The organism is Cutibacterium equinum, assembly GCF_028021195.1.
GTDB lineage: Bacteria > Actinomycetota > Actinomycetes > Propionibacteriales > Propionibacteriaceae > Cutibacterium > Cutibacterium equinum.
Genome location: NZ_CP115668.1, coordinates 1152507 through 1166772 on the forward strand (window position 1 = coordinate 1152507; position 14266 = coordinate 1166772).

14 protein-coding genes are annotated in these 14266 nt (G+C 63.0%); 11 read left to right on the forward strand and 3 right to left on the reverse strand.

The features are described from left to right. The first annotated feature begins 100 nt into the window (after positions 1–100). From alaS to O6R08_RS05295, 7 genes are read left to right on the forward strand one after another with little or no spacing between them, the layout of a single operon-like run. Complete coding sequence (alaS, locus tag O6R08_RS05265) at positions 101–2779, forward strand: alanine--tRNA ligase (protein WP_271419044.1); 2679 nt, start codon at positions 101–103, stop codon at positions 2777–2779. Between the two features lie 35 nt (positions 2780–2814). Further along, positions 2815–3258 carry a Holliday junction resolvase RuvX gene (gene ruvX, locus O6R08_RS05270; protein WP_271419045.1) on the forward strand — a complete coding sequence of 148 codons (444 nt, stop codon included), beginning with the start codon at positions 2815–2817 and terminating at the stop codon, positions 3256–3258. Next, positions 3255–4364 carry an endolytic transglycosylase MltG gene (gene mltG / locus O6R08_RS05275; protein WP_271419046.1) on the forward strand — a complete coding sequence of 370 codons (1110 nt, stop codon included), beginning with the start codon at positions 3255–3257 and terminating at the stop codon, positions 4362–4364. The genes ruvX and mltG overlap by 4 nt, the downstream gene beginning before the upstream one ends. A 16-nt stretch (positions 4365–4380) precedes the next feature. Further along, positions 4381–5187, forward strand: a complete 807-nt coding sequence (locus tag O6R08_RS05280; RefSeq protein ID WP_271419047.1) for a shikimate dehydrogenase — start codon at positions 4381–4383, stop codon at positions 5185–5187. 13 nt (positions 5188–5200) lie between these two features. Next, entirely contained in the window at positions 5201–6397 is a 1197-nt protein-coding gene (gene aroC, locus O6R08_RS05285) for a chorismate synthase (RefSeq protein ID WP_271419048.1), read from the forward strand. Further along, entirely contained in the window at positions 6394–6909 is a 516-nt protein-coding gene (locus O6R08_RS05290) for a shikimate kinase (protein WP_271419049.1), read from the forward strand. The genes aroC and O6R08_RS05290 overlap by 4 nt, the downstream gene beginning before the upstream one ends. Next, positions 6906–7985 carry a 3-dehydroquinate synthase family protein gene (locus tag O6R08_RS05295; protein WP_271419050.1) on the forward strand — a complete coding sequence of 360 codons (1080 nt, stop codon included), beginning with the start codon at positions 6906–6908 and terminating at the stop codon, positions 7983–7985. The genes O6R08_RS05290 and O6R08_RS05295 overlap by 4 nt, the downstream gene beginning before the upstream one ends. Before the next feature lie 250 nt (positions 7986–8235). Here O6R08_RS05295 and O6R08_RS05300 read toward each other — a convergent pair whose 3' ends face one another. Continuing rightward, a complete protein-coding gene (locus O6R08_RS05300; protein ID WP_408640150.1) occupies positions 8236–9120 on the reverse strand; it encodes a hypothetical protein in 885 nt (294 codons plus the stop codon). Positions 9121–9467: 347 nt separating this feature from the next. Here O6R08_RS05300 and O6R08_RS05305 point away from each other — a divergent pair, with 347 nt between their 5' ends. Continuing rightward, the gene (locus O6R08_RS05305) at positions 9468–9863 is read left to right on the forward strand and encodes an ArsR/SmtB family transcription factor (protein WP_271419052.1); all 396 of its coding nucleotides are present in this window, start codon (positions 9468–9470) and stop codon (positions 9861–9863) included. Between the two features lie 110 nt (positions 9864–9973). Here O6R08_RS05305 and O6R08_RS05310 read toward each other — a convergent pair whose 3' ends face one another. Both O6R08_RS05310 and ppk2 read right to left on the reverse strand, forming a co-directional pair. Beyond that, on the reverse strand, positions 9974–10948 hold the full coding sequence (locus O6R08_RS05310) for a CapA family protein (RefSeq protein WP_271419265.1): 975 nt from the start codon (positions 10946–10948) through the stop codon (positions 9974–9976). Between the two features lie 318 nt (positions 10949–11266). Continuing rightward, the gene (ppk2, locus tag O6R08_RS05315) at positions 11267–12217 is read right to left on the reverse strand and encodes a polyphosphate kinase 2 (protein WP_271419053.1); all 951 of its coding nucleotides are present in this window, start codon (positions 12215–12217) and stop codon (positions 11267–11269) included. Positions 12218–12449: 232 nt separating this feature from the next. Between ppk2 and efp the strand changes: the two genes are divergently transcribed. The 3 genes from efp to mihF all read left to right on the forward strand — a co-directional run bounded on the left by efp (position 12450) and on the right by mihF (position 14215). Then, positions 12450–13019 carry an elongation factor P gene (efp, locus tag O6R08_RS05320; RefSeq protein WP_271419054.1) on the forward strand — a complete coding sequence of 190 codons (570 nt, stop codon included), beginning with the start codon at positions 12450–12452 and terminating at the stop codon, positions 13017–13019. Beyond that, positions 13016–13813 (forward strand): transcription antitermination factor NusB, encoded by a 798-nt coding sequence (nusB, locus tag O6R08_RS05325; RefSeq protein ID WP_271419055.1) that lies wholly within the window; start codon positions 13016–13018, stop codon positions 13811–13813. The genes efp and nusB overlap by 4 nt, the downstream gene beginning before the upstream one ends. Positions 13814–13894: 81 nt before the next feature. Next, positions 13895–14215: an integration host factor, actinobacterial type gene (mihF, locus tag O6R08_RS05330; protein ID WP_271419056.1), complete on the forward strand. Its 321-nt coding sequence runs from the start codon at positions 13895–13897 to the stop codon at positions 14213–14215. Positions 14216–14266: the final 51 nt, after the last annotated feature.

Genomic DNA, 14266 nt, shown 5'->3' on the forward strand with positions numbered 1-14266 from the left:
TGCCCCTCGGACGGGTAGGGTTGGTTGAAGGTATGTCCTGAAATAAGTCGGGGCGACCATCACAGGCCACGATCAGCGACCACGTCAAGAAGGACCAGGTATGAGAACAGCGGAGATCGGACAACGCTTCGTCGACTTCTTCGAAAGTAAGGGTCACGCAGTGGTGCCGAGCGCATCGCTGCTGTACAACGACCCCACCCTGCTGTTCGTCAATGCCGGTATGGTGCCGTTCAAGCCCTACCTCATGGGTACCGAGCCCTCCCCGTGGAAGCGCGCCACCAGTATCCAGAAGTGCGTCCGCACCCTCGACATCGACGAGGTCGGCAAGACCACCCGTCACGGCACCTTCTTCCAGATGCTGGGCAACTTCTCCTTCGGTGACTACTTCAAGACTGAGGCCATCCAGTACGCCTGGGAACTGGTCACCAAACCCGCTGACCAGGGCGGATTCGGCTTCGACCCGGCCACCATCTGGGTGACCGTCCTCGGCCCGGGATTCCACCCGGATTACCCCCAGGGCGACGTCGAGGCCCGCGAGGCCTGGCGTTCCGTTGGCGTCCCCGACGATCACATCCAGGGCCGTTCCCTCAAGGACAACTACTGGCACATGGGCGTCCCCGGCCCAGGTGGCCCCTGCTCCGAGATCTACATCGACCGCGGCCCGGCCTACGGCCCCGATGGTGGACCGGAAGCCGACGAGGATCGTTACCTCGAGATCTGGAACCTCGTGTTCGAGACCGAGGATCTGTCCGCGGTTCGGGCCAAGGAGGACTTCGACATCGCTGGTCCGCTGCGCAGCCTCAACATCGACACCGGTGCTGGTCTGGAGCGCATCGCTTATCTGCTCCAGGGCGTCGACAACATGTACGAGATCGACCAGGTCTTCCCCGTCATCGACAAGGCTTCGCAAATGTCGGGCAAGCGTTACGGCGCCAACCATGACGACGACGTGCGGCTTCGTGTGGTTGCCGACCACGTCCGTTCCGGTCTCATGCTCATGACCGACGGCGTCACCCCTGGTAACGAGGCACGTGGCTATGTGCTGCGCCGCCTGCTGCGTCGCGTCGTGCGAGCCATGCGTCTGCTCGGCGTGGAGGATCCGGTGTTGCCTGAACTGCTGCCGATCTCCCGCGACCTCATGTCTGACTCCTTCCCTGATGTTTTGACCCAGTGGGACCGCGTCATCGGGGCCGCGACCGCCGAGGAGGAGACCTTCCGTCGCACCCTCAGCGCCGGTACCGCGATGCTCGACGCAGCAGTGGTCGACACCAAGGCTGCCGGCTCCACCACCCTGTCTGGGGACAAGGCCTTCCAGCTCCACGACACCTACGGCTTCCCGATCGACCTCACCCTCGAGATGGCCGCTGAGCAAGGACTTCAGGTCGATCGTGAGAAGTTCACCGCCCTGATGGCCGAGCAGCGTGCTCGCGCCAAGGCCGACTCCAAGGCCAAGAAGGGCCTGCTCACCGACCCGGAGGCCTACTCCCAGGTGCGCGCCCTCGGCGAGACCCCGTTCCTCGGCTACACCGACCTGACCGTTGACACCACCGTCACCGGCATCATTGCCAACGGCGCGTCCGTGGCGGCCGCCGAATCCGGCACGGTCGTCGAGGTCGTGCTTGCCGAGACCCCGTTCTACGCCGAGATGGGAGGCCAGGACTCCGACTCCGGCATCATCCGCGCCAACGGCTTCGATCTGGAGGTCCTCGACGTCCAGCGCCCGGTTCCCGGCCTCATCGTCCACAAGTTGCGCCTTGACGCAGACCTCGCCGTTGGTGACTCTGTGACGGCGCAAGTCAACCCCGCCACCCGTTTCGGAGCCTGTCAGGCCCACACCGCCACCCACGTCATTCATGCCGCCCTGCGCGAGATCGTCGGCCCGTCGGCCACCCAGGCAGGCTCGTACAACAAGCCGGGCTATCTGCGTTTCGACTTCTCGGCCACCGAGGGGCTCTCGGATTCCCTCAAGGGTGAGATCGAGGAGCGCTGCAACATCGCCATCCACGACGACTTCGAGGTCACTGACACCCAGATGCCTCTCGAGGAAGCCAAAGCCATGGGAGCGATGGCCATGTTCGGTGAGAAATACCCGCCGATCGTGCGCGTCGTCGAGCTGGCCGGTCCGTGGTCCCGAGAACTGTGTGGTGGCACCCACGTTGCTTCCACCGGTCGTATCGGAATGCTGAGTCTGCTGGGCGAGCAGTCGGTCGGTTCGGGCACCCGCCGTGTCGAGGCGCTGGTCTCCACCGACGCCTTCCACCACATGGCCGCTGAGCGTGCCTTGGTCAACGAGCTCACCGGCATCCTCAAGGTGCAGCCCGACCAGTTGGCTGACCGTGTCGCCAAGCTCGCCGCCGACCTCAAGGATGCCGAGCGCAAACTTGCCGCCGCCCGTACCCGCGAACTCATGGGACAGGTTGACGACATCGTTGCGGGCGCCACCCCGGCAGGGTCGTTCGACCTCATTGCGGCCAAGGTTCCTGGTGTCGTGGGTAACGACCTGCGCACCCTGGCTTCCGAGGTCCGGGCGCGCGTCAAGGATCGCCCGGCCGTCGTCACCCTGATCGGAGGTACTGACGACAAGCCCGCCATGATCGTCGCCACGACCGAGTCCGCTCGTTCTGCCGGAGCCAAGGCTGGCGCCCTCATCAAGGCCGGCACCGGCCCGATCGGTGGCCGCGGCGGCGGTAAGGACGACATGGCCCAGGGAGCCGGCAGCGATGCCTCTGGCATCGACGCTGCGCTTCGCGCCGTCAACGCCGAGCTGTCTGCGCTGTGAACGGCGAGGAACGTCCCGATACCTCGCTGCCCGGTGTGAGGATCGCCATCGACTGGGGAAAAGCACGGATTGGTGTGGCCGCGAGCGATCGCGACGCCATCCTGGCCTTCCCCGTCGAGACGGTGCAGACCGCGAATCGTCCGGTGCAACGGCTGGCCGAGATCATTGCCGAGTACGAGCCGGTCGAGGTCATCATGGGCCTGCCCGTGGCCCTCGACGGCGCCGAACAGATTGCTGCGCGCGACGTTCGGGAGGCCGGACGTCAGCTCGCCCAGGCCATCAGTCCGATTCCGGTGCGCTGGGTCGATGAGAGAATGACCACACGGATGGCTGCTCGTGCTCTTCATGATGCCGGACGCAATGCGCGCAAACAGCGTGGCGTCATCGATCAGGCTGCGGCGGTGGCCATACTGGAGCACGTGTTGGAGCAAATCCGGTCGGCTCGATCGGGGATGACGACAGGAGAGGCGGATTCGTGAGCGGACCCTTCGACGACCACGATGACCCCAAAGCGGAGTTCTGGTACAAGTTTCGCAGCGCTGTGGCGGTGTTGTTGGCCTTGGCAATCCTCGCTGGCGGAGGGGCTTTCGTAGGCGTCAAGATCCATGACGCCTACATCTCGTACAAGTCTGCCGACGACTACCTCGGAGACGGCGAGAAGGATGTCCTGGTGCGCGTGCCCTCAGGCGCATCGGTGAGTGAGGTCGGTTCTATTCTGCTCGACAGCGACGTCATCAAGTCCACGAAGGCCTACAACAAGGCCATTGCCGACTCGGAGTCCGACGTCACCATTCAGGCCGGCCAGTACAAGCTCAAGACGCACATGAGCGCCGCGAAGGCCGTGGCCGTTCTGAGTGATCCGGACAACATTCAGCGCACTCGTGTCACCCTGCCCGAAGGACTGACCACCGAACAACAGTTCGCCATCATGGCCGAGGGCACCACCATGCCCATCGACAGTTTCAAGGCCGCCTACAAACAGACCGCCAAGCTTGGCCTGCCGGTGTGGGCCAAGGGCCGTCCCGAAGGATTCCTCTTCCCCGACACCTACGAGGTGGGATCCAACCCGACGCCGCTGGAAATTCTGCAGATGCAGACCAACCAGTTCGTCAAACAGGTCAACACCATGAATTTCATCGGTCAGGCCCAAGCGATCAAACGCACGCCCTACGACGCCCTCATCGTCGCCTCCATCCTGGAGAAGGAGGCCAAGAACCCCAAGGACATGAGGACGGTCGCCGGCATTATCTACAACCGGCTCAATCAAGGTATGAAGTTGGAGTCGGACGCCACGGTGCTGTACGCCAACCACGCTGAGGGCAAACTGACCACGACTGACGAACAGCGTGCCAAGGACTCGCCGTACAACACGTATCTTCGTAACGGCCTTCCGCCCACCCCTATCAACAATCCGGGCGCAGCGTCGATGGAAGCGGCCGTGACCCCGATCAAGAGCGATTATCTGTACTGGGTGGTCACCGATCCCGACAAGGGGACGACCGCCTATGCCAAGACTCTGGCCGATCACGAGAAGAACGTGAAGAAGTTCCAGGCGTGGTGTCAGGCCCACAAGGGCAAGTGCTGACCTGGAGGGGTTGACCATGCGGTGCGCGGTTGTTGGTCATCCGGTGGCTCATTCCCTGTCGCCGGTCATTCATCAGGCCGCGTATCGGGCTCTCGGACTGGACTGGTCCTATGACGCCATTGACGTCGAGCCTGGTGGGCTGCGCGCCTTCGTCGACGGGCTTGACGAGTCGTGGCGTGGCTTGTCGGTGACGATGCCCCACAAGCTTGATCTCATGGAGTTGGGCGAGATCGATGAGACCGTCGAGCTGCTGGGAGCGGCGAACACCTGGGTGCGTCGTGACGGACGGGTTATTGTTCGCAACACCGACGTCACTGGGGCCGGTGTCGCACTTCGATCACGCGGGGTCGGCGAGGTCAGCAAGGTCGTCATGCTCGGAGCGGGGGCGACGGCGAGGTCGGTCCTTGCCGCCGCCGTCGATCTGGGAGTTGACGAGGTCATCATCATGTCTCGGGCTCGGGAGCGCTCGACTGAGATTCTTGAACTCGCCGATCGTCTCGGGGCCCGCGCCGCCTGGTTGCCCTTCGAGTCCGAGCCGCCGCACTGCGACCTCATGGTGTCGACGGTGCCGGCCGGGTCGCTCATGCACCGAGTTGAGGACCTCGCTGCCCGTACCGACGCCGTTTTCGACGTCATTTACGATCCGTGGCCGACACCCCTGACGGTAGCTGGGGAGCATGAGGGTGTCACGGTCGTCGACGGGCTCGACCTCCTCGTCGGACAGGCCGTCGATCAGATCCGACTCATGACGGGTCATGAGGTTGCCATGGACGTCTTGAGGTCCGCAGCACAGAACGGTCTGGCCGGGCGCGCCCGCCTTTGAGAGACTGGACCTCATGCTACGCTACCTCACTGCTGGGCAGTCCCACGGACCTGCCCTTGTCGCGATCATGGAGGGCATCCCAGCCCATGTGCGCGTCGGGGCCGAGGAGATTTCACAGGAGTTGCGACGTCGTCGCCTCGGGGTGGGTCGAGGGGCCCGGATGTCTTTCGAGGCCGATGAGTTGGAACTGACGTCCGGGTTCCGTCATGGCGAGACCTTGGGCGATCCCATCGCCGTTCGTATCGGCAACTCCGAGTGGGACAAGTGGCGCACCGTCATGGCTCCCGGGCCGGTGGACCCTGAGGAGCTGGCTGGCCAAGCACGTGGTGCCGCCCTGACACGGCCTCGTCCCGGACACGCTGACCTGGCTGGAATGCAGAAGTACGACTTCGACGAGGCCCGTCCGATCCTGGAACGGGCTTCAGCTCGTGAAACCGCAGCGCGAGTGGCTCTGGGAGCCATCGCCAAGGCCTTCCTCACACAGGCCCTCGGTATTGAGGTGCTCTCTCACGTGGTGTCCCTCGGGTCGGTCGAGTGCCCTGAGGGTTTGCGGCCGAAGCCGGACGATTTGGCCCGGATCGACGCCGACCCAGTGCGCTGTGCTGACCCCGCCACGAGCCAGCGCATGGTCGCCGAGGTGGAGACATGCCGCAAGGAGGGCGACACCTTGGGCGGTGTCGTCGAGGTGCTGGCATACGGGGTGCCGCCGGGATTGGGATCCCACAGCCAGGGGGACCGACGACTCGACGCGCGGCTGGCCGGCGCTCTCATGGGTATTCAGGCCATCAAGGGAGTCGAGGTGGGTGACGGCTTCGACCTGGCTCGTCGTCGGGGGTCCAGGGCCCATGACGCGATGGAACCAACCCCGGCCGGCATCCACCGCACGAGTGATCGCTCAGGCGGCACCGAGGGCGGCATCTCGACCGGTCAGGTGTTGCGGGTGCGGGCGGCCATGAAGCCCATCGCGACGGTTCCTCGAGCCCTGCCGACGATCGACGTCACCACTGGCGAGGCCGCCACGGCCCATCACCAACGTTCCGACGTCTGCGCTGTCCCGGCGGCAGGCGTCGTGGCCGAGGCGATGGTTGCCCTGGTGTTGGCCGAGTGCGCCCTGGAGAAGTTCGGCGGAGACTCGCTGTCAGAGACTCGCCGTAACGCCCAGGCTTACCTGGATCGTCTTGCCGAACGCGGTGTGGTGGTGGCTCCGTGAGTGTCATTGTTCTCATCGGTGCCCCCGGATCGGGCAAGTCCACCGTGGGGCCATTGTTGGCCGAGCGCCTGGGGGAGGAGTTCGTTGACGTCGATGCCCGCATCGAGCAGGTGGAGGGGCGCGACATCCCCGAGATCTTTCTCGTCGACGGAGAGCCATATTTTCGCCAGGTCGAGAGACGAGAGACCCTCGCTGCGATTGAGCACGGCGGAGTGGTGTCCCTGGGTGGCGGAGCGCCCCTTGACGTCGAGGTCGGCAAAGTCCTGGATCAGGTGTGTGTCGTGTGGCTTGATGTCTCGGCCCGCACTGCTGCCGACCGGGTGGGGTTGAAGGACACCGGTCGTCCGCTGCTGGGAGGCCAGGTGCACTCGCAGCTGGTGCGTCTCATGAAGGAAAGGCGCGCGGTGTACGCGCGCCCAGCGACCATCCGAGTGAGCACCGACAGGCTGACACCCGATGAGGTTGTCGAGACGATCATCGCTGAGCTGGCCGACCTTGAGGGAGAGTCGTGAACGTCGTCGAGGTGGCAACGGCTCGGCCGTACCAGGTGCGGATCGGCTCAGGTGCGGTGGGGGACTTGGCAGCTCTGGTGGCAGGACGCCGGGTTGTCGTCGTGTGTCCGCAACCACGTGTCGACCTCGTGGAGCGACTTGGGCTCGATGCCCCGATCATCATCGAGGTGCCGGACGCCGAGGACGCCAAGACACCCGATGTGCTGGTCAGCGGGTGGGAGAAACTTGCCGAGGCCGGCATGACCCGCGGCGACGTCATTGTTGGTCTCGGTGGGGGAGCCACCACTGATCTGGCCGGGTTTTTGGCGGCGACATGGATGCGCGGCGTTGACGTCATCCATATTCCAACGACAGTGCTCGCCATGGCCGATGCTGCCATTGGCGGCAAGACGGGTATCAACATACCCGCGGGCAAGAACCTTGTCGGGGCCTTCCATGAACCGCAAGCGGTACTGTGCGACACCGATCTGTTGACGACCCTGCCCGCCCGTGAGGTGCGATCGGGCCTGGCAGAGATCGTCAAATGCGGGTTCACCAATGATCCTGTGATTCTGGACCTCGTTGAGCAACCGGGCATTCTCGACGTCACATCAGATACCTTCGTCGACGTGCTCACCAGGGCCGTCACGGTCAAGGCGGGCGTTGTCAGTGAAGATCTCTATGAAGGGACCTCGTCGCGTGGCCACGTTGGCCGCGAGAGATTGAACTACGGACACACCTTGGCCCACGCCGTCGAGGCCCACGAGCACTTCACCTGGCGCCACGGTGAAGCCGACGCCGTCGGGATGGTTTTTGCTGCTGAACTGTCTCGGCGATACCTGGGTCTGTCTGACGAGGTCGTGGATCGAACCCGGACCATCTTGGCCGGGATCGGGCTTCCCATCACCTTCGACGAGGTCGGGTGGGCGGATCTACGGGAGACGATGAACCTCGACAAGAAGACCAGGCTCGATCCACGGACCCAACGGCGGGTCTTGAGGTTCGTCGGCATCAGCGAACCCGGCGAGGTCGCGATGATCGTTGATCCCGACGAGGATGTGCTGGTCGAGTGTTATCGGAGCTTGCGGGCTGCTTGATGCCGCCGGCTGCCAAGGCGTTGACAGCCAACCAAACCCCCGGTCACGGCCCTTCCGTGATGCCAACCAAGCCCCCGGTCACGGGTGCCCTCCCTGTCATGTGGCGATCCCGGTTGTGAAAGCTGAGGCTGCTACGTGGGGCCGCACGGTGGCCAGTCATCACCGACATTTCCACAGCAACACGATGAGGAAGCCGAAAGCCAATGTTGTCTTGAAGGAGATTCCACCAGGAGCGGGGTCCGTCGACCTCCTAGGCCGCGGCCAGACCCCGCATGATGTCACGCAGCACCGGTTCGCTGAACATGGCCTTGGGTCGGTGACGGCGATGGAGGTGCGAGGCCAACCAGTCGAGGACAAACCTGGGGTTTCGCCGGATCATGGTAGGGGTGGTGTGCAACACCTTCCACCCATGCCGGTCAAGATGAGCCGACCGCATCATGGTCGCCTCGTAGCCATCTGCGGTGCCATGGACGTTCCTGCCGTCAATCTCGAGGGCCACGGTCTCGGCCTCAAAGGCTTGGTCGAGGTAGTAGTGGCGGTCACCAACACGGACCTTGTGATTTGGTTTGTTTCCGGTGACACCCACAGCTCTGAGGATCCGGCCCATCTCCAACTCGGGAATCGACCACGGGGCCAGGGCGATGTCAGCCAGAGCAGCATCGACCTGGGTTCTCGAGTATCGACCCGTGAGGCTCTTACGCGCTTCCCGACAGCCTTCGGGAGTGACGAAGCGTTGCCGTAAGGCCTCACAAACCCACTCCCATTCCCCCTGGATGGCCAATATCAGAACCGACACCTCGGGTTCAGCAAGACGGACCCTTTCCCGTTCGGTGATGAATCGGTGCGGCATGTGCCAGCGATGAACGCGGATGCCTGGCCGAACGAGGCTGCGGGTTCGAGAGAATGCTTCGACCTCGTTGATGGCACGCAAGTCCATCGGGTGGGCCGATCCCGGCGGCGTCATCCCGAGCAGGATGAGGGCCGCCTTGCCGACGAGGACGACATCACGGTGCCAGAGAAGGAGGGCACGGATGATCGTGCGAGGGTCGCGGGCAAGAGACGTTGCGGCGACGACCCCGGGCAGGATCCGCACGGCGTCTCCGCGTGCCACTGCGCGGTCGGCCTGGCCCCGAATGTAGCTGTGACGGTGAATACGGGCGACTCCACGGCGCTCGATCTGGTCTTGAAAGGTTCTCACACCTACAGTTCTCGTCGCAGACCCTGGAATCCGTCAGGCAATGTCAGATCTGTGGACAACCGCGTTGGGCGCACTCAAACCGGCTGTGGATAACTGCCGACTGATCAAGCTTGGAGCTGCGGGAAGTGGCACCGGACAACTTCGTCACCGTGATTGCCATAGGACGCGCGGTGACACGAAACCCGAGGCAAGACCTGGTGGCTGCGTCGTGGTGTGCGGCGAATGTTCCTCACCTGGGATCGTGGGGGTTGCCAGGAGTCATCCTCAACCCTTACTATCATCGTATGAGTGAAGATACGCATACATGTACATTTGGTGTTGACAGCGCCTATGTCGACCTCGCAGCAGAGGTGTTCGCCCTGCTGGCTGACCCAACTCGCATCCGCATCATCCTTGCGCTTCGTGACGGCGAGATGTCCGTGAAAGACCTCGCCGACGTCGTAGCCAAGCGTCCCACGGCCGTGTCCCAGCATCTGGCGAAATTGCGCATGGGCCGTATGGTTTCGGCCCGCCGCGACGGCACCACGATGTACTACAGCCTCACCGATGAGCACGCCCGCAATCTGGTTTCACAGGCTGTCTTCCAGGCGGAGCACGACGTTGACGCAATCCCGACCCATCACATGGTTGAGATGACCCACCCCAAGTCGTGTCCTGCTCGTCATTCGAGCGAGGCCTGATCATCCCGGTTTTGGCCAGTCGAGGCGCCGGGGTGTCCGCCCCGGCGCCTCCAGCGGTCGGCTTCATCTTTACCGTTGGCTGCTGGCCCTTCCTCGCCGATTCGGGCAGATCAGGCCTCGGTAACCCCTTGAACACCCAGTGAGAGGACGGTCTTGGAGACTTCGCGCTCCGCTTCCTCGAGGCGCGTCTCCTTGCCGTGACCGGACGTGAGCTCGTTGTGAACGGCGTGGATGCGGATCGGACCGTCTTTCTTGGACCCAATGAGAATCGGGATGTACTCGGCTTTCGTGGTGGAGACCTTCCCGGAGTTCATCGAGAAGGTCACCCTGCCGATCACCCCTTCATAGGTGCGCGGCATGTCCGGGGGCTGTTGAGCGACGAGGTTACCCATCCCGTACATGACGATCTTGCCGTTGATGCGCGCCCAGGGCTCGACGACGTGGCTGTGATGGCAGTACACCATGTCGACCGCTGGGGACGCGGTGAGTTTCTCGGCCAACTGCACCTGTTGCTCGGTGGGCTCGTGGTGATACTCGAGTCCGGAGTGCATGGCGACGATGACGATATCGGCGCCGGCCTTCTTGGCGGCTTCTGCCCTTTTGATGAGGTGGTCGGCCTCGATGTCGCTCCACGCCCATGACTGGTTTTCCGGGGGCGTCGATCCGTTGAGTCCGTAAGCCCCTGAAACCAGCCCCAGTTTGACGCCATTGCTCGCTGTGAGAATGACAGGTGTCTGAGCCTCTTTCTCGGTTCGGGCCGTCCCGGAGTGCCTGACATGTTTGGCGTCCATGGCGTCGAGGGTGGCCTTGAGGCCCGCGAACCCTCGGTCGAAGGAGTGGTTCGACGCCGTGCTGCAGGCATCGAAGCCGACGTCGGCAATGGCCTGGGCGCTTTCGGTGGGAACGCCGAACTCGGGGTAGCTCGTGTACCGAGTTCCCTTGGGGGCGACGGGGACCTCTTCATGGCAGATGGACAAGTCGGCGTCGCGAATGATGGGGGCGACGGTGCCGAAGATGGGAGCGAAGTCATAGCCGCCCTTGCCATCTCGCTTGGCGGTCTGCCACGTGGGTCCGTGCCACAGCAGGTCTCCGGAGACGGTGACGGTGAGATTCTTGCCGTCAGTCTTGTGGCTGACCGTCTTGGCGACCCCGTGCTTGGTTGACGCCGACTGCGCCGCGCTCGGCGAAGCCTTTGGTGATACTGGCGCAGCCGTCTTCGGTGTCCTGGCAGATGCGCTGGCACGTGAGACTGGGGATGTCCTGGCACGTGAGACTGCGGGTGCGCTGGTGCTAGAGACTGGGGCGGGCGCCGTGACGTCGTCAGGGGGTGTCGACGCGCAACCGCACACCATCAGCCCCGTTGCCAGGGCCACAATCAGCCGCTTTCTGCGGACCAGCACAGCTCAATCTCCCACCATGTCTCGGGCTCGACGCACCAACAAGGGATCGGGTTCGCCGACGACCTTTTCGTCTTTGCCTTCGTAATCATATTGCGACAAGAAATACCTCATGGCGTTGAGACGCGCGCGTTTCTTGTCATTGGACTTGATGCATATCCACGGAGCGACATCGGTGTCAGTCGCGGCGAACATCTCTTCCTTGGCGCGGGTGTAATCGTCCCAACGTCCCAAGGATTCCAGGTCCATGGGGGAAAGCTTCCAGCGGCGAACTGGATCCAGCTGACGAATTGCGAACCGAGTGCGCTGTTCCTGCCGGGTTACCGAGAACCAGAACTTGGTGACGTGGATTCCCGACTCGATGATCATCTCCTCGAGGATGGGGGCCTGACGCAGGAAGATTCGATGTTCTTCGTCGCTGCAAAACCCCATGACTCGCTCGACGCCACCACGGTTGTACCAGGAACGGTCGAAGAGCACGATCTCGCCAGCCGTGGGCAAGTGCTGGATGTAACGCTGGAAATTCCACTGACCGAGTTCGCGGTCCGAGGGTTTGTCGAGGGCGACGGTACGGCAGCGACGGGGATTGAGGTGTTCGCTGAACCGCTTGATTGCGCCACCCTTACCGGCGGCGTCGCGTCCTTCGAAGACGATGACGTGACGTTCGCCAGTGTCGTCGATGGAGTACTGGAGCTTGAGAAGCTCAATTTGCAGCAACCTTTTCTGGGTTTCGTACTCGCGCCTGTCCATGAGAGTCGGGTAGGGGTAATCCTCATGCCAGGTCTCCACGGCCGAACCGTCGGGAGCGATGAGTTCGGGGTCGTCCCCATGCTCATCGGAATCGACGACATATCCGGCATCGGCGACCAGATCAATGAATTCACGCAGCGAGTGCTGGTCGGAATCCGTGGCGGGATCGAAGTGGGCGCGCAGCTCATGGGAGTCGAGGTCGTGCATGGCGACAACGTTACTGACCAGGTATGCGGGCAAGGTCTCAATGACGTGAACGGGACATGACGAGGTCGTATCATGGAGATGTCGAGCGGAGAGTGCGTGCTCGGCGTGGGCCTGTCCACTACCGACAATAGGGGCTCAAGCCCCGCGTCCGCTAGACTTGCCCAGGATGGTGGCCGGTGTGCCCCCATCTTGATTCATGATCAATGCACCTCATCTCGAAAGGGACCGACCTGTGGTTATCTCCACCAATGACATCAAGAACGGCACCGTTCTCAACCTCGACGGCCAGCTGTGGACGGTCATCTGGTTTCAGCACCACAAGCCGGGTAAGGGCAACACCGTCGTTCGTACCAAGCTCAAGCACGTCCTGAGCGGCAAGGTCGTGGACAAGACCTTCAACTCCGACGTCAAGATCGAGTCGGCCGAGGTTGATCGTCGCGACATGCAGTACCTGTACCAGGACGGCGATGCCTACGTCTTCATGGACGAGACCACCTACGAGCAGCTGCCGATTTCCTCCGAGGTCGTCGGAGACGCCAAGGACTTCATGCTCGAGAACCAAACCGCCACTGTCGCCCTTCATGAGGGCAACCCGCTGTACATCGACCTGCCCGCCTCGGTCGAGCTCGAGATCACCTACACCGAGCCGGGTCTGCAGGGTGACCGTTCCACCGGTGGCACCAAGCCCGCCACCCTCGAGACCGGTCGCGAGATCCAGGTTCCGCTCTTCATCACCACTGGTGAGAAGGTCAAGGTTGATACCCGCTCGGGCGACTACCTCGGTCGTATTTCCGACAAGTGAGTACCAACACCACTCCCACGCCTGACGACGAGGGGCCCATCGAGAGGATCGGGGAGCTTGAGGTCAAGCGCGTCAGCGGAGACATCCAGAAACACGCTGACCTCTCGACTCGGTCCAAGGCTCGCAAACAAGCCCTCGACATTCTCTTCGAGGCTGACCTCATGGGCACCGACCCCTTGGACGTGTTGGCTGCTCGCCCCGACGTCTTCACCAATCCGGTGCGCCCGTTCGCGGCTGATCTGGTTCGCGGGGTAACCGCATCTCAGGCTGGCCTGGACTCAGTTCTTGCTGACTGCCTGGCGGCGGGCTGGACGCTGGCTCGGATGCCGCGCGTCGATCGCGTTCTTGCTCGTCTGGGCGCCTTCGAGATTCTGCACACGGACACCCCGAACCCGGCCGTCATCTCCGAGGCCATCGAGTTGAGTGAGGAATTCTCCACTGACGACTCGGCGCCCTTCCTCAGTGGCGTGCTGAACGCTGTCATCGCCCACGGTCCAGCTCGGGTGGCGGAGGTGTCGTCTGCTGACGGCGTCTCAGCGGAGGTTGCCGAGGATGGCGAGAACACCTCCGAAAAGTCAGACGACACTGATTCTGTGGCCTCAAAGGGCATCCCGGACCCCGATCCGCTCTCTCATGAGTCCGACAATGTGGGGATGACTACCGGAAACGGTGTAGAGTCCCCGAAACCCGTTGATGGGGCGGGTCTGAAAGCCGAAGAACCTCCGACGTCCAAAGATCACAAATTGGGCAAGGATCTCGACAAATCAGACCCAAGCCGCGACCAAGAAGACTAGTGTGCCGAGAGTCCCCACCAGGGTTTGGTGGGGACTCTCCGCATTGTTCGGAATGGCTGCACATTTGATCGGAGGGGCTTCGTGTCCATACCCACTCTTTCACCAGAACAGCTTTCGGCTGCTCGTGACGCAGCGACGCGCGCGAGGCGAGTCCGAGCTGACTTCAAGGCAAAGGTTCGCGCCGGTGACCTGTCGTTGTCCGAGGCCTTGGACGAGGCCGCCAAGGATGATGTGCTCGCTCACGTCAAGGTTGTTGACCTGCTGAAGGCCCTTCCGCGCGTCGGTGAGAAGCGCGCTGCCGAGATCATGGAGCGTCTCGAGATTGCCCCGAATCGTCGTATTCGTGGCCTGGGACGACACCAGATCGCCGGTCTACGTGCTGAGTTTGACTGTCATTCCTGAGTGTCTTCACTCCGGAGCCTGTTCACCCCTGCGCGACGTCGTCACAGCCGA

Excerpts from the sequence above, each read along its gene's own strand:
- ppk2 (WP_271419053.1), bottom strand. The coding sequence starts at position 12,217 with ATGCACGACCTCGACTCCCATGAGCTGCGCGCCCACTTCGATCCCGCC.
- O6R08_RS05280 (WP_271419047.1), top strand. The coding sequence starts at position 4,381 with ATGCGGTGCGCGGTTGTTGGTCATCCGGTGGCTCATTCCCTGTCGCCG.
- O6R08_RS05305 (WP_271419052.1), top strand. The coding sequence starts at position 9,468 with ATGAGTGAAGATACGCATACATGTACATTTGGTGTTGACAGCGCCTAT.
- aroC (WP_271419048.1), top strand. The coding sequence starts at position 5,201 with ATGCTACGCTACCTCACTGCTGGGCAGTCCCACGGACCTGCCCTTGTC.
- alaS (WP_271419044.1), top strand. The coding sequence starts at position 101 with ATGAGAACAGCGGAGATCGGACAACGCTTCGTCGACTTCTTCGAAAGT.